Here is a 22,436-nt window from a genome sequence, read left to right on the forward strand (position 1 = left end):
AATAAGATCAACGCTATGCTCTTTCGGTTTGGGATCAACACGTCATTCGATTATGTCTCTACGCCAATGGATTGCCGCCAGTATTGTGCTTCTGCTTTTTGTCCTGGGCTATGGCCTGTATTTCCTTATTTGCGCAAAACCACCAACGCCTCTCGCTCAACAGGTCTATATCTGGCAGCGCATCTGGACACCCCATCATCAACACGCGCTGCAACAAAGCCATTCCCTCTTTTCAGCCCTGCGCGTACTGGGGTTACAGATACATCCGCAGGAAGGCATTCGCCATATTGCCATCAACAACGCGCTGCTCAAGCAGGATGGACGTCCGGTGTGGCTGGTCATAAGGCTGGACGGGCAACTTGCTCATCTCAACCCGTCACTCATCATTCAGCAGGTTCAATGCACTGCGCACGCGTGGGCGAACGCAGGCATCCCTCTGGCCGGGGTTGAAATCGATTACGATGCGCCAACGGCTAAGCTTGCGGATTACCAGCAACTGGTGAGTGCGCTGCGCAAATCACTTCCGCAGACCTTGACGCTCAGCATCACCGCCCTTCCCACCTGGCTGGAATCGCCTCTGCTTCCCACGCTGTTGCATACCGCCGATACCTCAGTATTACAGGTTCACAACGTGCAATCGCCCGCCAACGGGTTGTTTGATCCGCACCTCGCGCAACGCTGGGTCACTGAATACGCCAGCAAAACACGGCATCCATTTTTTGTCGCGCTACCGGCCTACGGTTCCGCGTTAACGCCTGACAACCGCGTCGAGAGCGAAGCGACGTTATCGTATGCCGACCAGGAGATGCAGGAACTGAGCGTCGCGCCACAAACGGTAGCCGATTTGATGCGGCAACTGGAACAACAGCCGCCGGAGGGTTTGCAGGGTTTCGTGTGGTTTCGCTTACCCCTCGCCGGGGATCGTCTTAGCTGGTCGATGGCGACGCTGAAAGCTGTGATTCATCATCAACCACTCGTCCCCCGCTGGTCGGTGATCGTCACGCCGACTGCCGATCCCATGCTTTTCGATCTGGCAATCAACAATAGCGGGCAAATCGATGCGCCGCTGCCCGAACAGGTTGCTCTGCAAAATGTGGATTGCGAATTTGCCGATGGCGCAAACCACTACCGTTCAGAACTGGCGAATAATGCACTGCACTTTACGCGCATCAACCTACAACAACTTCGCGCCGGAGAAAGCAGCCCACTGGGATGGGCGCGCTGTGCGAAGGCATTACAGGGAAAATTCGATGTTGCACCGTAAACAGAGTCGTATTGCGCAAGGGATGATATTCGCCGGATTGCTGGTTCTCAGTACTCAGGGTCGCGCCTGTGGTCCTTTTGCGCCGAATTATTTATTGCATGACCGCGCCGGGACATTAGCTGAAATGCCCAATGGCAGTTTTATATATGAAGCCCGCCACCTGGTTGAACGCGATCCCCAATTACCTTTCTCACAGGAAACGCCCACGGAGCCTGTCAACCTGGAAGAGTACAGCCGTTATTATGAGACGCATCCGAATGGAAGCGAGCAGGATTTCCGGCGCGAAAAACGCAAGCTGGAGATTGAAGCCAGACTTCAGACCCCGCTCCCGGTGGTGGAACGGCTCTATTATCTGGGCGCACGCGATTATTATAACCGTGTTTATGACAGCCCCTGGTTTCGTCAATTGCTGGCGCTACCCAAAACTGAGCAAGGCCAATGGCGGTTGAAGACACTGTATACACTGGCTCGTGATGAGTTTGATGCCACTGACGATGGCTTTTTCTATGATCAGAATGGGCATGGTCCATCAACCGGGCTCAACGCGCAGTTACTAAAAGGCATCGCGCTTTATCAACAAATTATCGATGAGGTCCGCAACGGCGAGCCCGATCCCGAACAGCTTTCCATTGCCAGCCTGGGCCAACTGGGCCTTATGAAATTACGCAACGCCGAGATCGGCGCAGCCATTCAATACTATGCGCAGCAGGCCGCGCAAGGTTCATCTTCAGGCAAAGCCTCACTGCGCAGAATTTCACGCTACCTGACAACAGAGAGTCATTTTGCCCAACTGGAAAAGATCATTGATGATCCACGGGTGCAAAAATTAATTATTGCCGAACTTTTTATCCGCCATGACAGGGTTTACCGACAGGAAGGGTGTGGCGACGAAAACAGTGAATATGGCTGCCCGGCCCAGCGAGACAAGCTCATCAACCTGCTGGTTACACACCGCATTAAGGGATTTGCCTACAGCGATCGCCTGGCGGCGCTGGCCTATCGCAACGGTGACTATGCGTTAACGCACGCTTTATTAGAGGACGCGCCAGAAAGTGGTTTACACGAATGGTTAAACGCCAAAATGGCGCTACGCGCCGGAGATATTACGCTGGCGACTCGCTATTACGCCCGTGCGGCGAAATTCTTCCCCGAGGATGAAACCTGGGGAAACCCGATGACGGAAAGCGATTATTACCACGGGAACGAGATTATCGCGCCGTCGTGTCGCGTGGCCAGTGAGCAGGCCATTCTGGCGCTTAAACGCGACGATTATTTACAGGCGATGGCGCTATTTTATAAAGGCAAAGATACCTACTGGGCCGATTTAGCCGATGTGGCGGAAAGCGTTTTAACCCTGCCCGAACTGAAAGCGTTTGTGGATAAAAACGTGCCCGCGCCGCAGCAACCGCTTAAGCCCTTTAAGTTGAAAGCCCATTTTGGCGATGATGGCGATTATGCGGGTGAATTTGTGCCACCTACGCTCATCCCCACGGATGTAAAACTCCGCGCCCTGCTGGCGAGAAGATTGATTCGTAACGGCCAGTATCAACAGGCAATTGCCTATTTTGATATCCCCAACTACCGGGACGCGGCGCAAAAACTGGCGGATTTTATGGCGCAGACGAAACAGAAAAACATCAGCCGCCGTGAGCGCGCTCAGGCGCAATATCAAGCGGCCCGTCTCCTGCGTTATCACGGTATTGAGCTGGTCGCGTATGAAATGTACCCCGACTACGCCATCACCGGTGGTCAGTATTCCTCGCCTTACGACTATTCCACAGAAGGCGGCTGGATCAGCGCAAAAGAACGCCAGCGCTGGCGTGTCGCCATTCCCGCAAAAGAGAGCCACTTCCTTCACTACCGCTGGCGGGCGGCAGAAATGGCCGGGCAAGCCGCTGATTTACTGCATCCTAAAACGCAGGCGTGGGCGGCGGTGCTGTGCAATGCCGCCAGTTGGGTGAGATATCCTGACCCGGAAACGGGCGGTGAAATTTACAAGCGGTATGTGAAAAGCGGTAAAGCCTTCGACTGGGCGGCGCATTTTGGCCGCGATTGCCCGGAGCCGGTGTTTGCGAAACGGGTTACGGATAATGCAATGGCGGCTAAGGGTAAATCCGGCCTGTAAGCCCGGCGCACACGCCACCGGGCATAAAACGGGGGGATTAATACCTTACGCACACCGACTTTGTTTCACACCAGCCGTCCAGCCAGTCTGGCCCGAAGTCGCGCCCGGTGCCCGACTGCTTCATACCGCCAAATGGCAGGTTGGCGTCGATTAGGGTGTGGCTGTTCACCCATACGGTGCCAGCTTCTAAGCGGTCGCCATATTCCAGCGCCTGCGACAGATTTTGTGTCCAGACGCAATGCAGGCGCGAGACCAGCGGGTTGATGTGCGCCGACGGTGACATGCCCGGTCCGACCTGTAATGACTTCACCGCCTGCTCAAAGCCGCTAACCAGCGTGTCATATTTTCCGTTCTTCTCAGTTTTCTGCCATCATGGATACCAACATAGAATCTGCATTTTCTTTCACGAGGCTAATTTCTTCAGGCGTCCAGTTCCTGATAAGTTCCGCTTATTTCATCAGTTGTTTATCACAGATTATGGAAAAATAAATTATTCTATACTACCAGACTACACTGCGGCATCGACAACCATCATCATCACTCACAATGTACGCTATATAATTTTAATCAATTCAACGCTGGCAATCATGTGCAATTGAAATCACTTTACCATCATTCCCTAACTCTATTTTTTTATCATCCATTTTTAAAATAGTCCATGCATTAATACTATCCTGTTCAGCTTCATCTTTATGCTGAGCAATACTAGTCGTAAAGCAAGGATAATTTAAAAACCATCTAAATCTCCCATTGTATATACTCAAGCCAATATCCATATATTTTTTATGGTATGGGAATGGATATCCAGAAACAGCCTTATCGTCGCTTACACTGTCAATATAAACACTCACGGCATAATCATTAATCCATTTAAAACTAATTATTCTATAATAAAATTCAGTTTTCAACATAAAGAAAAGTGAAATACAAGAACATATTACAATAATAGTAGGGTTTCTATATTTCATAAAGGCCATACTCGAAATAAAGACATCAATTTATAACGTATTTATTATCACCAATAAAAGCAACACCTTCTTTTCCGCACATTATTTTACTCCATTTATTAATTGCTATTTGAGCATTAACCTCTGTAGCGATAACATCTGTAAAATAAAGTCTATATGGTCTCCATATACTTAACATTCTACGTTCATACAACTGCCCACGAATGATCACCTCCCCATTCCCGTTGTTTACCATGTATATATATATACCACGATACCGGCTATATTTATTATAATCAACTCTACACCATTGAACAGCCAGTAGCTCTTTACTGTTTCTTACATCTGAATAAAAGCAAATCACGATATATACAGTAAAAAGTAACAAAAAAAAGATAAAAGCATTGATGATAAACTTAAGCACTTCTCCCCCCAAAGGTTTTCTACCACAGGGCAAGATTACGAAATCCCGCTCCCCGCAAGGACTGATGCCAGGTAGTTTCTGTCCATGGCTGCTTTTCGCATCTTACGTCTTAACCCTGCCTTGAATATCTGTATGTTCTTTGCGCCCAATTTTTATCTTCAGTTTTACTTAAGCAGATGCATCTCCCTAATTACATCTGTATAATTCCATTTCTGGAATATACTCTTCATAATCATCATGACTGAAAATTGCTATAGCCTTTTGGTCAAGAAAACCATCATGGAAGCCAGTTATAGATATTTTTAATTCCATGAAAAATATCATGCCGAGCGATAGGTAAGGAGAATCATCATATTCCATTAATTTTTTAATGACAATTTCAGGATCAGCTAAAAATACATTAACATCATCAAATATAATATTCTTCATTTGCCGACCAAAGCCAATGTGATTAACCATTTGTGTTGGAGGCGAAGTATATGACACATTCATAAACGAGCGAAATTCCGTTAGTTTGTTCGTTCTGTCCACTCTGGAATCATCACTTTTCCCTAAGATGTGCTCAACGTCATCAGGTGACATTCCAAATTCTATCAATCCAGTGCCTTTATTAGGGTACAATTCAAAGGTAGTATTAATGTTCATCAGTTATCTCAATAATAGATTATGTTTCTCTAAATAATTGAAGTATTCCATCATTTCTGATATAGCTGCGCCTAATACCGCTACACTTTTGCCTGCCCATGTCTCCCGCCGGGGAACGGGCTGGCAGCAGGGAAAAAGGATAAATTAACTTTCTGTTAAATTGCTCTTTTTCTCGCTCCGAAAACCAGGCGCTATTTCATTTTCTTTTTCCTGGCTCCGCTAAGCCTGCATTCAGATCGCAATGCATATGATCCCAGCCAGTATAATCCCTCACTTCCGGAACCTTATTGGGGATATTTTTCCAGTTGGTTTCCTCAGAAAAAGTTAACCAGGCATCAGGCCCACTGACAGAACGCCATGATGTATAATTCTTCCCCCAATAACTGTTATCAGTGGTGCCATTATATCTGGGCTGCATGTGGTGTTTTACTCCGTTGTATACATAATCTATCCCTGTACCACCGGGCAGCATTCGTGGATCATCAAAGGGTTTCGAACTGATATACAGATCCCCCCATCGGGTAAGTAAAAACCCCTGGTCGTTCACCACCGTCATGGAAACCACATCCTTTCTTATCGGGCGATCATATTCACCTGCTATGACCGTTATCCCATAATCGTTTATTCGGGCAGGTATCCGTTTGCCATACCGATCGGCTCCTCCACCAGGAGAAAAACTGGCGTCCCCCCAACTCTGTCCATAGTCTCTGGAGATTAAAAACCCTGACAAATCCCCCCACGGAATGGCAATATATTTTTCGGAAGGATGAACGTATTTAAAAAAAGAAACCCTGAATATTGGTGTATCCCGTGCCACCACTTCAGAACGGATTTTTCTTTGCGTATCGACATACCAGAGTGCGCCTTCGCAGTAAAATCCCTCCAGTTCCAGATAGCGGTGATCGTCAAAGCGGTAAATCACCTGTTTTGGTGGTGCTGGTCTGGAAACGTGAGGATTTTGCTGATCGCAGCCGGAGCAGAAACAAAGGCCAGCCAACAAAAACAGGGGGTTTTTTATCTGCCACATATGTTCTTTCCCAGCTAATCAAAACGCTTTATCCATTTATTTAACTCTGTACCGCTATCAAAAGGTTCCTTGAAATAGCTATCTCTGATATACGCTACCGCCGTACCCTGATACATGACGATCTGCCCGCTCACACCCTATCACAACCATCAGTAACGAAAAGGATTTGCATATCTACTGGCAGGATATTATTTATTACCATTTTATAACCACCATCAATAAAGCATATATTTCATCGCGAATTATAATTGCACTAAATAATTATCCTCTCATCGCTTCAACCTTTATTACGGATGAAATTCCTGAATAATACGCCAGCCAACTCAACAGTTGGATGAGTTATCCTGGCCCATATACGGGCGGTGAGATTTGCCAGGCGATATATGAAAAGCGGTAAAGCCTTTTACTGGGCGGTGAAGGGGCAAGGCTGCTGCCTGTGAGCCCGGCGCAGACGCCACCGGGCGTAAAACGGGGATTAATACCTTACGCACACCGACTTTGTTTCACACCAGCCGTCCAGCCAGTCTGGCCCGAAGTCGCGCCCGGTGCCCGACTGCTTCATGCCGCCAAATGGCAGGTTAGCGTCAATTAAAGTGTGGCTGTTGACCCACACAGTCCCCGCCTCTAAGCGGTCACTATATTCCAGCGCCTGCGACAGATTTTGTGTCCAGACACTGGCGGTCAGGCCGTATTCGGTGTCATTCGCCAGGCGCAGCGCTTCTTCGCCATCGGCGACGCGCACCAGGTTCACCACCGGGCCAAAGACCTCTTCGCGGGTTAAGCGCAGCTTCGCATCCGGGTTAATCACAAGCGTCGGCGCAACATAATAACCGTCGCCCGTCGGGCCATTCGCACCACGGATCAGCTCAGCATTGTGCGCCTCGGCATCATCAAGGAATGAGAGCACTTTGTCGCAATGCAGGCGCGAGACCAGCGGGTTGATGTGCGCCGACGGTGACATGCCCGGCCCGACCTGTAATGATTTCACCGCCTGCTCAAAACCATCGACCAGTGTGTCAAACAGCGGCGCTTCGATATAAATACGCGAGCTGGCGGCGCACACCTGGCCCTGGTTGAGGAAGCTCCCGGTCATCAGGCCTTCAATCACCCACTCCGGATTGGCGTCTTTCAGCACAATCGCCGGGTTTTTACCGCCCAGTTCCAGCGTGACGCGGGTTAAACGATCGGCTGCGCTGCGGGCGATTTGTTTCCCTGTGGCAGTTGAACCCGTAAAGCTCACTTTCGCCACCTGTGGATGAGAGGTTAACGCCGCGCCGCAGACCGCGCCGGAACCGGTGACGACGTTAAATACGCCTTCCGGAACTCCCGCTTCCACAGCCAGTTCTGCCACGCGTAGCATGGTCAGCGGTGTGGTTTCCGACGGTTTAATAACAATAGAGCAACCCGCCGCCAGCGCGGGCATCACCTTCCACATGCCGATCATCAGCGGGAAGTTCCACGGCACCACGCCCGCCACCACGCCGACAGGTTCTTTGCGCGTCCACGCCTGGTAGCGCGCGCCCTGGGGCAGCGGAATGGAGAGATCCAGCGTTTTACCGGCGATTTTGGTCGTCAGCCCGGCCGTGTAACGCATCCAGTTCAGTGTGCAACCCACTTCAAACGCGCGGGAAATGGCGATTGATTTGCCCTGCTCCAGGGTCTCCAGTTGCGCCAGCTCTTCGCTGTGCTGTTCCACCAGGTCGGCGAAACGCAGCAAAATGCGTTCCCTCTCCGCCGGTAAACGTCCGGCCCACACGCGTGAAACAAACGCTTTCCAGGCCGACATCACCGCCTGATCCACATCCGCTTCGTTCGCATCCGCCGTAGAGGAGATAGCCCGCCCGGTTGCCGGATCATAAATCGTCAGCCGCTTGTCGCTCTGCGACGGTTGCTGACGGCCATCGATCCAGAGACCGTGCTGGCGGTCGAGAAATTGTTGTACGTTGTTAAGTACCGCTACTTGCGCCTCTGACATCATTTTTCCTTATTATTTACCCATCGTGATGACAGTCTATGCACTCTGTGACGAGAGCGCTTTTTTCCCTGTGACAATCGCTTTTCCCTCTGTGACAGGCTCCGCAAATAGCGACAATAATCCGCCTTCCCTCTATGCCGGGTGAGACTTCTTTCCTATAGTCAGCGTCATTAGCTTCGTTTAATGCAACATAAATGCAACACTAATAAAACCTATAGCAGAGCGATAAAGAGCCATGACTCCCATAGTGAATCACCATTTTGAACAGTGGCTGAACCAGATAAACCAGGTCTGCGGCAACTTTGCCGGGCAGCCACTGACGGACGATTTTGTTGGTGAACTGGAAACCAGTTACGCCAGGGGGTTAAAACTCAGCACCGTCACGACCCGGGGGGCAAATCTGTTTCGCACCTCGAGGGAAATTAGAGGCGGTGATGACGCGTGGTTTTATACGGTGTTTCAGCTTAGCGGCCAGGCAATGATGGAGCAGGATGCTCGCCAGGTGGTGATTGGCGCGGGCGATATGACGCTGATTGATGCATCCCGCCCCTGTTCACTCTACTGGCAGCAGGATTCCCGACAAATCTCGTTATTGCTGCCGCGCACCTTGCTGGAGCAGCACTTTCCCCATCAGAAAATTGGCTGCGCCGAGCGGCTGGCGGGCAGCCTTCCGATGGTGCAACTGAGCCATAGTCTGTTACAGGAAAGCATGAATAATACCGCCATGTCCGAGAGCGAAAGCGAAGCGGCACTTCAGGCGATGGTCTGTCTTCTGCGTCCGGTGCTGCATCAACGCGATTCTGCGCCGCCGCGCCGTGAGCGCCAGTTTCAGAAAGTGGTGACGTTGATTGACGATAATATTCGTGAAGAGACGCTGCGCCCGGAGTGGATCGCCGGAGAAACGGGAATGTCGGTGCGCAGCCTGTACCGTATGTTTGCTGATAAAGGGCTGGTGGTGGCGCAATATATTCGCAACCGTCGCCTCGATTTTTGCGCCGAGGCGATTCGCCATGCGGGGGAAGATGAAAAGCTGGCCGGGATTGGTTTTAGCTGGGGTTTCACCGACCAGAGCCATTTTTCAACGGCCTTTAAGCAGCGTTTCGGCCTGACGCCAGGCGAGTACCGCCGCAAGTGCCGCTGATTATTTGCGAACCCACTTGCCGTTAATCCCCTGAACATACTCGCCGGGCTGGGCTTTGGCGATAAGCTTTTTACCCGCCAGTTTTGCCACTTCATTCACCGGAATATTGTTCGTTTCCGCCAGTTGCTGATAGCTCTGGCTGCGCGCCTGATTAATATTCTGCACCAGCGCCGCCGTCTCTTTATCCTGCTTTAAGGCAGCAATATAGCCGTTTTGCGTCTCGCCGACGCGCCCTTGCTGGCGAGCCTCATTCAGGGTAAGCGCCATCGTCTGCACGCTAAAAAGCCCCAGCGCCAGCAATCCCACGATACGTTTTTTCATCATCCTGACCTCAGAACAGATCGCTACGGGATTTCAGCAGATTCTCCACATCTTTATCGACCTTGATGTGGATCTCGTGCTCAATTTTCACGTTCATATTGATGGTGATTGGCTCCTTTGGCGCGGCCACTTCAATGCGTGGCGTACAGCCTGACAGCAGCGTGGTTGCCAGCAAGCCCAGCATGGCGATAGTGATTTTCATTGTTGCTCCTTACATTCCTTGCCGCTATCACACCGCGAAAGCGGAATCGTCGCGTGTTGCTCAAGCCATGACTGAAGATTGTCGCCAAAGCGCAGGCTTCGCCACAAATCAAAAACGTTTTCCTGGTGCGTGTAATTTAAATGCACCGTATTACTTTTGCCATCAACACGACTGGTGCCGCTGATGGTGGCTTCCAGGGTTAACATCCCGAGGTTATCTAAATTGATTTTCGTCCACGAGCGGGAAATTTCCATATAGCGCAGCCAGTTAATCGCCGCCCCGGCAGCGATGTTGTCTTCCACAATCGCATCCGCCGTGTCTTTATCCACACGCAACGTCATAGGGCCTGGGTTATTCAACCAGCCATCTTTGATAATCCATTTGTCATTATTGAGCCACAGCGGCAATGCGCCGTTCACCGCACCGGACATGGCGAACTGTTTTGGATTCACCGCGCCGATAAGTTCGCTGGTTGAGATATTTTGCAAACGCAGTAGCGCCGGATCATGCTGCGGCATACGCAGTTGCTGCATGGTCAGCTTGCCGCCCAGAATATCGACGCTGACGTTGCTTAGTTGCAGCGGGGAGGATTCGCTCCACGGCCAGGTTCCCTGCAGATCGGCAGTGACGTTTTTCGCTGTCACCTGATTGACGATTTCAGCAATACGCAGCGACACCGGATGACGTGTTCCCAGATCCCACACGCCCTCTTTAAAGCGGAATGGCAGTACGAAATCGACGCCATTGACCTCGTTATCCGGCATCCACGCGCTACCGCCCTTCAGCACACCGTGGCCGCCCGCTTCAAAACCTTGTCCGGCAGCGGCGGAAAAAGCGACCTGTGCGTAAAGCTCGCCGTCACGCAGCGCCATTTTAAGATCCGGCGGAACGAGCGGCTGAAAGACCGTCAATGACTGTTTTGGCCACCACGCCTGCCCGCGCAGGCGCTCACCGTCCCAGCGGCCGTTTAGCTGGATAGGGCCAATCGCCTGCGCACGCAGGTCGCCCTTAAACTGGAAGAAGGTCGGGTCGCGCCCATCAACGCTAAATTTGAAGGTCGACGGTGGCAGAACACTGCCTCCGGTAAAGGTGGTTTCCGCCGCATCCAGCGAGAGTGCGCCTTTAAAGGAAGGATGCTGCGCGTCGCGATCCCAGTGGATCGGTTCCTCCAGCACCAGGCGCGGATTCGCCATTTTCATGGTGCCATACTGCAATTTATCGAATCCGGTGGAGAGCGTGTTAAGCACGATAGCGCTGTCGCGCCACATCCCGGCGCCCTTCACATCCCATCGCGCCTGCATCGGTGCGAAGTGTCCATCCCCCCAGTAACGCCACGCCCAGGTGCCTTTGTCCGGCATAAAGTTTTCGGCTTTGCCATCCAGGTGTAAGACGAAATCACCCGCCTCTTCTTCATGGGCGCGCAGGATCGCCTGCAAACGACCATCCACACCCTGGCGTGAAATTTTAACCCCCGCCAGCGGCCAGCGGATGTCATCAATATTCAGAGAATCTATAATTCTCCCGCGGGAACGCAGCAAGGCACCGGGCTGGAAGGTCAAGGTGGGGTCAGTTAACATGCCTCTTAAGTGCGCCGGCAGCACAGCATAAAGAATTAAATCATCCTGTTTCGCTTCACCGGTTAGCTGAAGCGGCATGTCGCTGTTGTCCATGCTAAGTTTACCCGGGCCGATAGTCAGCACGGCGTTCCCCTTTCCTGCCTCGCCCGACGTCAGCACGTTCAGGCGGCCGCTGATTTGCATCTGCTCCAGCCCTTTTTGCCAGTCGTCCACTTTCAGCCCAAGACGACCGCTCAACGGAATCCCCTCCTGGAATGGCCAGTTCCAGCGCCCATCGCTGAGGGTGAGCTGCTGTTTCGTCACGGTCCAGGGAAGGTCAAGCAACGGGTCAGGCACCCCTCGCGCCATGACCAGCAATTGCCCCTGATTCCCTGTCCAGTTGAGCTCTGCATCCACCAGCGACGGTACCTGCGGAAGCTGGAATACGGATTCCGCGTGGCCTTTGACCGGCAACCCATCCGGCACCAGCGGCAGAGTAAATTGCCCCACCAGCTTCAGCGGCGGTTCATCATCCAGCACCTGCGCTTCAAATTCGCTGACGGTCAGGGATTGCCCCTCAAGACGCGCACTTAGCTTCGCGTCCGGCCCTGCGTAGCGGATGTCCTGACGCTGGGGAGTCAGTGAGAGCGTCAGTTTACCCTGCCACTTTTCCCACGGCGCAAATCGCAGGTTATCAATGGTAAGCCAGGTATTAGGCAGCATCGACTGCCACTCTGCAAGCGTGCGCGGCGCCCCAGGCACAGCATCCGATTGCGGCAGTTTACTGAAACAGGCGGAGTCAATATTGACGCTACCGGCATGTAACAGCCAGCGGCTGGGATGCGAGAGCGAGAGATTATCCAGTCGGGCCAGCGCGCAATCCCCGGCAAAATAGCGGAGATCGGGGATCTGCAACCCTGAACGGGTCAGTTTCGGGCTTTGTTCGAAAGCAATTCGGGTTCCGGCTGGCAGCCAGATGCCCACCAGCGTAGGCACCCAGTAACCCAGCGTCATGACCAGCGTTAACGGCAGGAGAATTATCAGTAAAAGTATCGCTAAAGCGGCTCGGTATTTACCCTTCATGGGTCAATTAATATCCAGATTTATCAAGCGTAAAGCCGTGTAAGGCGGGTATTGTGTCATGGCAGACCTGCGAGATAAAGCAAACGCACTCCTAAAGCATAGCGCGTCCAGGCGAAACGGCAGAGATTAAGTTGATTCTCATCACATCGCCCCTATATCCGTTAACACTCATTATGTGGCTTTAAATCAAGTCGAAAATCAGAAAACCATTCCGCGGTACAGAGAGTGATAAAGGTCTTATACTGACCTTCAGGATCTTCTCTATGACTTTATATTTAAACTATTTTTTATAATTTGTAAGATAATTTTAGCCATGCTAATCTGGCTTCATAATCACCGGAGAAAAGTCTTATGAAAATCGCCGTTTATAGCACAAAGCAGTACGACAAAAAGTACCTGCAAAATGTAAATGAGGCCTATGGCTTTGAGCTTGAATTTTTCGACTTTCTGTTGACGGAAAAAACCGCCAAAACCGCCCACGGCTGCGAAGCGGTGTGTATTTTCGTCAATGATGACGGCAGCCGCCCGGTGCTGGAAGAGTTGAAGAAAAATGGCGTCAAGTACATCGCTCTGCGCTGTGCGGGCTTTAACAACGTCGATCTCGATGCGGCTAAAGAGCTTGGCCTGCGCGTAGTGCGCGTTCCAGCCTATTCGCCGGAAGCCGTCGCCGAACACGCCATCGGCATGATGATGACGCTGAACCGCCGTATTCACCGCGCGTATCAACGTACCCGTGATGCTAACTTCTCGCTGGAAGGTCTGACCGGATTCACCATGTATGGCAAAACCGCCGGGGTGATTGGTACCGGGAAAATCGGTATTGCGGCGCTGCGTATCCTGAAAGGTTTTGGCATGCGTTTGCTGGCGTTCGACCCCTACCCGAGCGCGGCAGCGCTTGATCTCGGCGTTGAGTATGTCGACCTGCCGACGCTGTTCTCACAGTCCGACGTTATCTCCCTGCACTGCCCGTTGACTCCTGAAAACTATCATCTGCTGAATGCTGATGCGTTTGCCCAGATGAAAGATGGCGTGATGATCGTTAATACCAGCCGTGGTGCGCTGATTGATTCTCAGGCCGCAATTGATGCGCTGAAAACTCAGAAGATTGGCTCGCTGGGGATGGACGTGTACGAGAACGAACGCGACCTGTTCTTTGAAGATAAATCTAACGACGTGATTCAGGATGACGTGTTCCGTCGCCTCTCCGCCTGCCACAACGTGCTGTTTACCGGCCACCAGGCGTTCCTGACCGCTGAAGCGCTGACCAGCATTTCTGAAACGACCCTGGAAAACCTGCGTCAGATTAACAGCGGCGCAGATTGCCCGAACGCGCTGGCGTAAACTTACGGTCTGCGGGTGGCGCCCAAAGCTACCCGCAGAAGCACTTTCAGATAATCCCCACAGACCTTCTTCACTGTACAGTTACAATTCAAAATCATTGATCAAATGAATAATTTCTGGGGCGATAAATGAAAAGAAAGGTCTACCTGTTAGCAGCTATTGCACTGCTGGCAGGCTGTGTCTACAACAGCAAGGTTTCCACTGGCGCAGAACAGCTCCAGCACCATCGTTTTGTGCTTGAAAGCGTCGATGGGAAAGCATTAACACAAAGCAAAACGCCGCTGGAACTGAGTTTCGGTCAGCAGACCTCAATCATTCACCACCTGCACGTTTCCGGCAACATGTGTAACCGCTTTAATGGCACAGGCCGCGTTTCCGATGGCGCGCTGAAGGTCAAAGAGCTGGCAATGACCCGCAAACTTTGCACCGATCCTCAGTTAAATGAACTGGATCAAACCCTCAGCACCATGCTTTCTGAAGGGGCGCAGATCGATTTAACCGAGTCACAATTGACGCTGGCCACGGCGCAACACACGCTGGTTTATAAACTTTCCGACCTGGTTAATTAACCCGGTTAGTAGCTTCCACAGCTTCCGACGGCGAGAGATTGCTCGCTGCACCGCTTACCGTTCGGTAATGCGCACATGCCAATACTGGAACCGTCGAGCTGCCTGGCCACAGAGAGTGCCCCGCCAATCATGGCGCAATTCGCCTGCCCTGAACTGGACATCGCGGCTCTCATTCCTGGCGTGACGTGCGCGGCAGTTGCCTGTTGAACGGGCTCACTGCTGCACGCCGATAATAATAATGCGGCACAACCAACGAAAAACGCTGCTCGCATGTCTCTCTCTCCGTAGCAAAATAATTAGCAAACCTATGCATAATAGGCATCACAGCCCTTCTCGTCGAGAGACGGAATGCGCATTTATGCGCCACAGAAACATTTTCTGTCAATTTTTATGACCAGAATCATCTGATGTCGGGAAATCACTGCGATCAAGGACACAAAAGCAAAAATGATTCAGCCTGACGTTTGCTAGACTTTACAGGAAATCATCCCCAGGAACGCCGTGGAATTATTTCCGATTCGCGGCGAACAGAATGATGCTTACCAGGCTCGGAGGGTTATCGCCCACGAGTATATTTTTGCGCAATGTAAGGTGTTCTCGATGATCACAATTGATGGTAATGGCGCAGTAGCAAGCGTTGCGTTTCGCACCAGCGAAGTTATCGCGATATACCCAATTACCCCCAGTTCCACGATGGCTGAACAGGCGGATGACTGGGCGGGTAATGGCCTGAAGAACGTTTGGGGCGATACCCCTCGCGTGGTAGAGATGCAGTCAGAAGCCGGAGCGATCGGTACAGTGCATGGCGCACTGCAAACCGGTGCGCTGTCGACCTCTTTCACATCATCGCAGGGGCTGCTGTTGATGATCCCAACACTGTACAAGCTGGCTGGTCAGTTAACGCCGTTTGTTCTGCACGTCGCCGCGCGTACCGTTGCCACCCACGCACTCTCTATTTTTGGCGATCACTCGGATGTTATGGCGATTCGCCAGACCGGTTGCGCCATGCTCTGCGCCGGTAGCGTACAGGAAGCGCAAGACTTCGCGCTGATTTCCCATGTCGCCACGCTGAAAAGCCGTATTCCGTTTATTCATTTCTTCGATGGCTTCCGAACCTCACACGAGATCAACAAAATCGTCCCGCTGGCCGACGACACAATTCTCTCGCTGATGCCGGAAAAAGAGATTGCCGGGCATCGCGCCCGGGCGCTGAACCCGGAACATCCGGTGATCCGCGGTACATCAGCTAACCCGGACACCTATTTCCAGTCTCGCGAAGCCACCAACCCATGGTATGACGCCGTCTATGAGCACGTCGAGCAAACCATGCGCGACTTCGCTGATGCCACCGGCCGTGAATACAAACCGTTCGAGTACTATGGTCATCCGCAAGCCGAACGCGTCATTGTGATAATGGGCTCCGCGATTGGCACCTGCGAAGAGGTCGTCGATGAACTGCTGACGCGCGGCGAGAAAGTCGGCGTACTGAAAGTGCGTCTCTATCGCCCCTTCTCGGCTCAGCATCTGTTGCAGGTGCTACCCGAAAGCGCGCGCAGCGTTGCCGTGCTTGACCGCACCAAAGAGCCAGGCGCACAGGCGGAACCGCTTTATCTCGATGTGATGACCGCGCTGGCGGAAGCGTTTAACCAGGGCGAGCGCGAAACCTTGCCGCGGGTAATTGGCGGGCGCTACGGTCTCTCTTCAAAAGAGTTTGGCCCCGAGTGCGTACTGGCCATCTTCAGTGAACTTCAGCAGGCAAAACCGAAACCGCGCTTTACCGTCGGTATTTATGACGACGTTACAAATCTGTCGCTGGCATTGCCAGAAAACAGCCTGCCGTCACGCGCGAAGCTGGAAGCTCTTTTCTACGGTCTCGGTAGCGATGGCAGCGTCTCAGCAACCAAAAACAACATTAAGATCATCGGTAACTCCACGCCGTGGTTTGCGCAGGGTTATTTCGTCTATGATTCCAAAAAAGCGGGCGGACTGACCGTCTCGCATTTACGCGTCAGCGAGGAACCGATTCGTTCAGCTTACCTGGTCGCGCAGGCCGATTTCGTCGGCTGCCATCAGCTCCAGTTTATTGATAAGTACCAGATGGCTGAACGCCTGAAGCCTGGCGGCATCTTCCTGCTTAACACGCCGTATCACGCGGACGAAGTATGGGGACGCCTGCCGCAGGAAGTTCAGGCGGTGCTAAACCAGAAAAAAGCGCGATTCTATGTCATTAACGCGGCGAAAATTGCCCGCGAATGTGGCCTGGCGGCGCGTATTAACACCGTAATGCAGATGGCTTTCTTCCATCTGACACAGATTCTGCCTGGTGATAGCGCGCAGATGGAACTTCAGGGCGCCATCGCCAAAAGCTACAGCAGCAAAGGCCAGGATCTCGTTGAGCGCAACTGGCAGGCGCTGGCGCTGGCCCGTGAATCGCTGTTCGAAGTGCCGCTTGAACCCGTCAATGCCAGCAGCCCGAATCGGCCGCCGGTGGTTTCCGACGCCGCGCCTGATTTCGTGAAAACCGTTACCGCCGCGATGCTGGCAGGCCTGGGCGATGCCCTGCCCGTCTCCGCGCTGCCGCCGGACGGCACCTGGCCGATGGGCACCACGAAGTGGGAAAAACGCAATATCGCAGAAGAGATCCCCATCTGGAAAGAGGAGCTGTGCACGCAGTGCAACCACTGTGTCGCAGCCTGCCCACACTCGGCTATCCGCGCCAAAGTGGTCTCCCCGGAGGAGATGGAAAATGCACCGGCCTCCCTGCACTCGCTGGATGTGAAGTCACGCGATATGCGCGGTCAGAAATATGTCCTGCAGGTGGCGCCGGAAGATTGCACCGGCTGTAATCTGTGCGTGGAAGTGTGCCCGGCCAAAGACAGGCAGAACCCGGAAATCAAAGCCATCAATATGATGTCGCGCCTCGAACACGTCGAAGAGGAAAAAGTAAACTATGACTTCTTCCTCAACCTTCCGGAAATCGACCGCAGCAAACTGGAACGTATCGACATCCGAACGTCCCAACTGATTACGCCACTGTTCGAATACTCTGGCGCATGTTCCGGCTGCGGTGAAACACCCTACATTAAACTGCTCACCCAGCTTTACGGCGACCGAATGTTGATTGCCAACGCCACAGGTTGTTCGTCCATCTACGGCGGTAATCTGCCCTCGACGCCCTATACCACCGATATTCACGGTCGCGGCCCGGCATGGGCAAACTCGCTGTTTGAAGATAACGCTGAGTTCGGGCTGGGCTTTCGTCTGACGGTGGATCAACACCGCCAGCGCGTGATGCGTCTGCTTGATGGCTTTGCTCAACATATTCCGGCTGAGCTGAATGAGGCGCTGCATACCGAAGCGACACCGGAAGTGCGCCGTGAACAGGTCGTACAACTGCGAGCGGCGCTTGCCCATGTTGAGGGCGCACAGGAGTTACTGACCGATGCCGATGCGCTGGTCGAGAAATCCGTCTGGCTGATTGGCGGCGACGGCTGGGCTTATGATATCGGTTTCGGCGGTCTGGATCATGTCATGAGCCTGACCGAAAACGTCAATATTCTGGTGCTGGATACGCAATGCTACTCCAACACCGGCGGCCAGGCGTCGAAAGCCACCCCGCTGGGCGCGGTGACTAAATTTGGCGAACACGGTAAACGGAAAGCGCGAAAAGATCTCGGCGTCAGCATGATGATGTACGGCCATGTTTATGTCGCGCAGATCTCCCTGGGAGCGCAGCTTAACCAGACGGTGAAAGCGATTCAGGAGGCTGAATCTTATCCTGGGCCATCGCTGATTATTGCCTATAGCCCATGTGAAGAGCACGGCTATGACCTCGCACTCAGCCACGACCAGATGCGCCAGTTAACGGCTTCTGGTTTCTGGCCGCTGTTCCGCTTCGACCCGCGTCGTGCCGATGAAGGGAAAATCCCGCTGATGCTGGATTCCCGTCCACCGTCCGCCGCGCTGGATGAGACATTGATGAACGAGCAACGCTTCCGCCGCCTCAATACCCAGCAGCCGGAAGTGGCAGAGCAGCTCTGGAAAGATGCGGCTGAGGATCTACAAAAACGCTATGACTTCCTCGCCATGCTGGCCGGGAAGGCTGAAAAACCCGCATCCGGAGAATAAGTTTCTTCGCAACGCATAAAAAAAAGCCCGAATGAATATTCGGGCTTGTCTTTTATAAGACGGAAATAAAAAGGACACACGGCAATAAAAACAGGTGTGTGACAATAAAGGCATATAACGGTTGCATCTTACTGTACAAACAGGAAATTGAATAATTTTTATTTTATATATTTTCAATGAATACATTCACCAAAATTATCACTATTTCATAAGAATCATATTCTTGAGATTTTACTTATTCCGTAACAATTGTTTTTTACCATATCCCCTTTGACTCAATTAGCATGATTTAGTTCCCCGATGGGAATCGAGTGTATAAAAACAATCTAAAGGAATAACTAAATGAAAAGAAAAGTACTGGCCCTTGTCATTCCTGCTCTGCTGAGCGCTGGCGCAGTTCACGCGGCTGAAATTTATAATAAAGATGGCAATAAATTAGATCTTTACGGCAAAGTTGATGGTCTGCATTATTTTTCTGATGACAGCAACAGCGATGGCGACATGAGCTACATTCGTCTCGGTTTTAAAGGCGAAACCCAGATTAACGACATGCTGACCGGCTATGGTCAGTGGGAATATAACGTTCAGGCGAACAATACCGAATCCAGCAGCAATCAGTCGTGGACTCGTCTGGCATTCGCAGGCCTGAAGTTTGGTCAATATGGCTCATTTGATTATGGCCGTAACTATGGCGTGCTGTATGACGTTGAAGGCTGGACTGATATGCTGCCGGAATTTGGCGGCGACACATACTCCAAAGCTGACAACTTTATGACCGGCCGTGCTAACGGTGTTGCGACCTACCGCAACAATGACTTCTTTGGTCTGGTCGATGGCCTGAACTTCGCGGTGCAGTATCAGGGAGCCAACGAGAATCAGGCCTCTGACGAGATTCAGGGCTGGGATCAGGAAGGCACAGGTAACAACAATGGCCGCAATATGAAGAACTCTAACGGCGACGGCTTCGGTCTCTCATCGACCTATGACACTGGCATGGGCGTGACTTTCGGTGCGGCCTATAGCAGTTCCGACCGTACAACCGAACAGGTGAACAATTCCACTGCTGGCGGCGACAAAGCGGATGCCTGGACTCTGGGCGCGAAATATGATGCCAACAATGTTTACCTGGCTACCATGTATTCTGAAACCCGCAACATGACGCCATATGGCGATCAGTCTGGCACCATCGCCAACAAAACGCAGAACTTCGAAGCAACAGCACAGTACCAGTTCGATTTCGGCCTGCGCCCGGCCGTCTCTTTCCTGATGTCTAAAGGAAAAGATCTGCAAACCACCAACGGTGTCGGTGATAAAGATCTGGTGAAATATGCCGATGTGGGCGCCACCTATTTCTTCAATAAGAATATGTCCACCTACGTTGATTACAAAATCAACTTGCTGGATGAAGATGACGCCTTCTACAAAAATAACGGGATCTCAACTGACCGATATTGTCGCTATGGGTCTGGTTTATCAGTTCTAATGCTGAAAGCCCGCTGTTACCAGCGGGCTTTTTTTATGCAAAACCCGGAACAATTAAAAATATCCCATCAGTTTTTCTTCATCTTTTTGTTGGCTATATTTCAGATACACCAACAGGAGATACCATTATGCGTCATATCGAATCATATTTACAGGTTATGAAAAAGGTCTGGCAAAAAGAGCCGAGAATCAAAAGTAAATTAATGCCCTTTTACCTGACGCCAGAAGAGCGCTATGAACGTTTACAGGAGATAATGAAACCGCTCAGCCAGGAGACAAAACATTCAGGGAACAAATAACATGATGCAACGGGATCAGGCGAGCCGCATTAATTATTCGACTCGCCGTACAATAAATAATTACTGTACTTCCACCACGTTATTTATTTCACCTTTGAAACCCGTCTTCGCAATCGCGGCCAGTAATTGCCGATCGTCGAAACCATCCGGAACCGTGACCAACGCCTGACGCGTTTTCAGCGACGCTTTAGCTTTGATGACGCCATCGGTACTGCGGAGCGCCTGATTAATCGAAATAACGCACAGCGAGCAATTCATCTCACCCACGTCAATCGTCACCAGTTTATTGCCCGCCCAACCGAGGGGCGACGCCAGCAACAGCGCGGCACAAAGTAATTTTTTCATTCCATCATCTCCCAGATCCACGGCAGCACATAGGGATACGTCAACAGCGCCAGCACCAGCGGCACTGATATCCAGTAGAGCCATACCAGCACGCGCCGACTCACCACATTCACGCAAATCGGTTTCGGTGACAGGTATAAACGCCAGAATCCACGCGCCATCAGACCGACAGAGAGCAACAGCATGGGGATCTGTAGCCAACTTGCGCCTGGAATACCAATCAGCCCGGCTGCGGAAATACCAAATAGCAGATACAACAACGGCCCGATGCAGCACAGGGTCGATGCACCAGCGGCGACAACCGCCGCCAGTAGCGTAACCAGCCCGCCCTTAATGCTGTTCGACGCTGACATAGTCATAGCTGAAAAGCGCAGGATCGTAGAAATTCAGTGGATCGCCATCCACTTCCGCATACGGGTAGCCCAGATTATTCACATCACCCTGTTCTGCCGCCGGGAAGAGCGCAAAATCGCGCGCATGGTTGAAGCCGACCCAGTTCATCTCCCAGTTGCCAAAGAGATAATCATTCACCGCTTTCACCGCGGGGTCGCCATTCTCTTTTTTCTCGGTAAGACGCATTTTGGTGACGTCAGCCGGATCGGCTGGCACCCAGCCAAAGCCCGCCAGCCAGAACATGGCGCGACAGTGCTGACCACCGCTCACTTTCGCCACGCCCTTCGCATCCGCGCTGCCGAAGGCTTTTTTCGAATAGTTATCGAGCTTCACAGATGCACCCAGGCGAATGCCAAACATCTCACGCGCCGGGATCCCCGCGGCGCGGCAAAGCGCGACAAAGACGGAGTTAATATCGGTGCACTTACCGCCCAGTTTATTGGTTTTCAGAATTTCACCGACATCACCGGTACCGCAGCCAATCACTGCATCGTCGCGATGCATATGGGTGCTAACCCAATCGTGGATCAGGCGCGCCTGTTTAAGCGGGGCTTTTTCCTGACCGATGATTTTCAGTGCGGTTTCTTTCACCAGACCATCAACGGGAATATGCGGTGTGGCATGCAGGAACGGCTTTATTTCATCCGGAATGATGGCGTCGTGCTCAGGCAACTGCCAGTCTGCCAGAGCATTCTCTTTGAGCACTTCCCAGTCCCGCGTTTCAATGGTCATTTCAACCTTGATATCCAGCGCGCCTTTAGAATCGGCCCAGCTAACAAAAAGCATTTTTGCGCCGTAACGGTTGTTGGCGTTCAGGGCTGCGTTCTGATAATTACCGCTGAAGGAGAGATCAAGCAGTTGCTGGAAGGCGGTATTTTCAGGTATCGGGATCCACAAATTGACCCGGCCCTCAGACCCTTTTGGCGCTTTCAGACTGTATGTTTGCGTCATCACAAAGCGGCGTGTTTTACCACTGGAGATAACAGCAGGCTGAGTCACCTGTTTACTTTCGGAGAAGACCGGGCTGACGAGACCCAGCGTGGAGAGTGCGGCTGCGCTTTTCAGAAAATTACGCCGTTCCATTACTATTCCTTCAGTCACGAGTAAAAGCTCGAACTTAACCCCGCACCTGCGGAGGTCTGCGCTATTATGCGGCGACATCGCTCACT

Annotated in this window: 19 protein-coding genes and 3 pseudogenes; 8 read left to right on the forward strand and 14 right to left on the reverse strand. The window is 52.0% G+C overall.

Annotated elements, in window-relative coordinates:
* The first annotated feature begins 52 nt into the window (after positions 1-52).
* Positions 53-1,264: a DUF3142 domain-containing protein gene (locus tag VSR74_RS03175; protein ID WP_347793357.1), complete on the forward strand. Its 1,212-nt coding sequence runs from the start codon at positions 53-55 to the stop codon at positions 1,262-1,264.
* On the forward strand, positions 1,251-3,389 hold the full coding sequence (locus VSR74_RS03180; RefSeq protein ID WP_347793358.1) for a hypothetical protein: 2,139 nt from the start codon (positions 1,251-1,253) through the stop codon (positions 3,387-3,389). Before VSR74_RS03175 ends, VSR74_RS03180 begins: the two co-directional genes overlap by 14 nt.
* A gap of 37 nt (positions 3,390-3,426) precedes the next feature.
* Here VSR74_RS03180 and VSR74_RS03185 read toward each other — a convergent pair.
* The 7 genes and pseudogenes from VSR74_RS03185 to VSR74_RS03215 all read right to left on the reverse strand — a co-directional run.
* Positions 3,427-3,732, reverse strand: a pseudogene (locus VSR74_RS03185) (aldehyde dehydrogenase family protein); the annotation flags it as partial.
* A 229-nt stretch (positions 3,733-3,961) separates the two neighbouring features.
* A complete protein-coding gene (locus VSR74_RS03190) occupies positions 3,962-4,357 on the reverse strand; it encodes a hypothetical protein (protein ID WP_347793359.1) in 396 nt (131 codons plus the stop codon).
* Positions 4,358-4,382: 25 nt separating this feature from the next.
* Positions 4,383-4,760, reverse strand: coding sequence for a hypothetical protein (locus VSR74_RS03195; RefSeq protein ID WP_347793360.1), 378 nt, complete (start codon positions 4,758-4,760; stop codon positions 4,383-4,385).
* Between the two features lie 35 nt (positions 4,761-4,795).
* Positions 4,796-4,897: pseudogene (locus VSR74_RS03200) on the reverse strand (hypothetical protein); the annotation flags it as partial.
* 49 nt (positions 4,898-4,946) lie between these two features.
* Complete coding sequence (locus VSR74_RS03205; protein ID WP_347793361.1) at positions 4,947-5,405, reverse strand: hypothetical protein; 459 nt, start codon at positions 5,403-5,405, stop codon at positions 4,947-4,949.
* Between the two features lie 196 nt (positions 5,406-5,601).
* Positions 5,602-6,432 carry a T6SS immunity protein Tli3 family protein gene (locus VSR74_RS03210; RefSeq protein WP_347793362.1) on the reverse strand — a complete coding sequence of 277 codons (831 nt, stop codon included), beginning with the start codon at positions 6,430-6,432 and terminating at the stop codon, positions 5,602-5,604.
* A gap of 475 nt (positions 6,433-6,907) precedes the next feature.
* Positions 6,908-8,407 (reverse strand): aldehyde dehydrogenase family protein, encoded by a 1,500-nt coding sequence (locus tag VSR74_RS03215; protein ID WP_347793363.1) that lies wholly within the window; start codon positions 8,405-8,407, stop codon positions 6,908-6,910.
* 235 nt (positions 8,408-8,642) lie between these two features.
* Here VSR74_RS03215 and feaR point away from each other — a divergent pair, with 235 nt between their 5' ends.
* Positions 8,643-9,548 carry a transcriptional regulator FeaR gene (gene feaR / locus VSR74_RS03220; RefSeq protein ID WP_347793364.1) on the forward strand — a complete coding sequence of 302 codons (906 nt, stop codon included), beginning with the start codon at positions 8,643-8,645 and terminating at the stop codon, positions 9,546-9,548.
* Here feaR and VSR74_RS03225 read toward each other — a convergent pair whose 3' ends face one another.
* Genes VSR74_RS03225 through VSR74_RS03235 form a run of 3 tightly spaced genes read right to left on the reverse strand, consistent with a single transcriptional unit; the run spans position 9,549 to position 12,710 of the window.
* A complete protein-coding gene (locus VSR74_RS03225) occupies positions 9,549-9,869 on the reverse strand; it encodes a YdbL family probable chaperone protein (RefSeq protein WP_411914224.1) in 321 nt (106 codons plus the stop codon).
* Between the two features lie 10 nt (positions 9,870-9,879).
* Complete coding sequence (locus VSR74_RS03230) at positions 9,880-10,071, reverse strand: YnbE family lipoprotein (protein ID WP_015964564.1); 192 nt, start codon at positions 10,069-10,071, stop codon at positions 9,880-9,882.
* Entirely contained in the window at positions 10,068-12,710 is a 2,643-nt protein-coding gene (locus tag VSR74_RS03235) for a YdbH family protein (protein ID WP_347793366.1), read from the reverse strand. The genes VSR74_RS03230 and VSR74_RS03235 overlap by 4 nt, the downstream gene beginning before the upstream one ends.
* Positions 12,711-13,061: 351 nt before the next feature.
* On the opposite strand from VSR74_RS03235, the gene VSR74_RS03240 reads away from it, so the two are divergent.
* Complete coding sequence (locus VSR74_RS03240) at positions 13,062-14,051, forward strand: 2-hydroxyacid dehydrogenase (protein WP_347793367.1); 990 nt, start codon at positions 13,062-13,064, stop codon at positions 14,049-14,051.
* 128 nt (positions 14,052-14,179) lie between these two features.
* A complete protein-coding gene (gene hslJ, locus VSR74_RS03245; protein WP_347793368.1) occupies positions 14,180-14,620 on the forward strand; it encodes a heat shock protein HslJ in 441 nt (146 codons plus the stop codon).
* Between the two features lie 5 nt (positions 14,621-14,625).
* Here hslJ and VSR74_RS03250 read toward each other — a convergent pair whose 3' ends face one another.
* The gene (locus tag VSR74_RS03250; RefSeq protein ID WP_347793369.1) at positions 14,626-14,892 is read right to left on the reverse strand and encodes a putative hemolysin; all 267 of its coding nucleotides are present in this window, start codon (positions 14,890-14,892) and stop codon (positions 14,626-14,628) included.
* 328 nt (positions 14,893-15,220) lie between these two features.
* Between VSR74_RS03250 and nifJ the strand changes: the two genes are divergently transcribed.
* The 3 genes and pseudogenes from nifJ to VSR74_RS03265 all read left to right on the forward strand — a co-directional run bounded on the left by nifJ (position 15,221) and on the right by VSR74_RS03265 (position 20,529).
* On the forward strand, positions 15,221-18,748 hold the full coding sequence (gene nifJ / locus VSR74_RS03255; protein ID WP_347793370.1) for a pyruvate:ferredoxin (flavodoxin) oxidoreductase: 3,528 nt from the start codon (positions 15,221-15,223) through the stop codon (positions 18,746-18,748).
* A gap of 342 nt (positions 18,749-19,090) precedes the next feature.
* Positions 19,091-20,231, forward strand: a pseudogene (gene ompC / locus VSR74_RS03260) (porin OmpC).
* Positions 20,232-20,358: 127 nt separating this feature from the next.
* Positions 20,359-20,529 (forward strand): hypothetical protein, encoded by a 171-nt coding sequence (locus VSR74_RS03265; RefSeq protein WP_347794384.1) that lies wholly within the window; start codon positions 20,359-20,361, stop codon positions 20,527-20,529.
* 60 nt (positions 20,530-20,589) lie between these two features.
* Here the strand turns inward: VSR74_RS03265 and VSR74_RS03270 are convergent, their stop codons facing one another.
* The 3 genes from VSR74_RS03270 to VSR74_RS03280 are packed head-to-tail and all read right to left on the reverse strand — an operon-like array spanning position 20,590 to position 22,350.
* Positions 20,590-20,874, reverse strand: a complete 285-nt coding sequence (locus tag VSR74_RS03270) for a heavy-metal-associated domain-containing protein (protein WP_347793371.1) — start codon at positions 20,872-20,874, stop codon at positions 20,590-20,592.
* Complete coding sequence (locus VSR74_RS03275; RefSeq protein ID WP_347793372.1) at positions 20,871-21,227, reverse strand: hypothetical protein; 357 nt, start codon at positions 21,225-21,227, stop codon at positions 20,871-20,873. The genes VSR74_RS03270 and VSR74_RS03275 overlap by 4 nt, the downstream gene beginning before the upstream one ends.
* Complete coding sequence (locus tag VSR74_RS03280; RefSeq protein ID WP_347793373.1) at positions 21,205-22,350, reverse strand: transglutaminase-like domain-containing protein; 1,146 nt, start codon at positions 22,348-22,350, stop codon at positions 21,205-21,207. Before VSR74_RS03280 ends, VSR74_RS03275 begins: the two co-directional genes overlap by 23 nt.
* Between the last annotated feature and the right edge of the window lie 86 nt (positions 22,351-22,436).

Source organism: Pseudocitrobacter cyperus, from assembly GCF_039889165.1.
Classification (GTDB): Bacteria; Pseudomonadota; Gammaproteobacteria; order Enterobacterales; family Enterobacteriaceae; genus Pseudocitrobacter; species Pseudocitrobacter cyperus.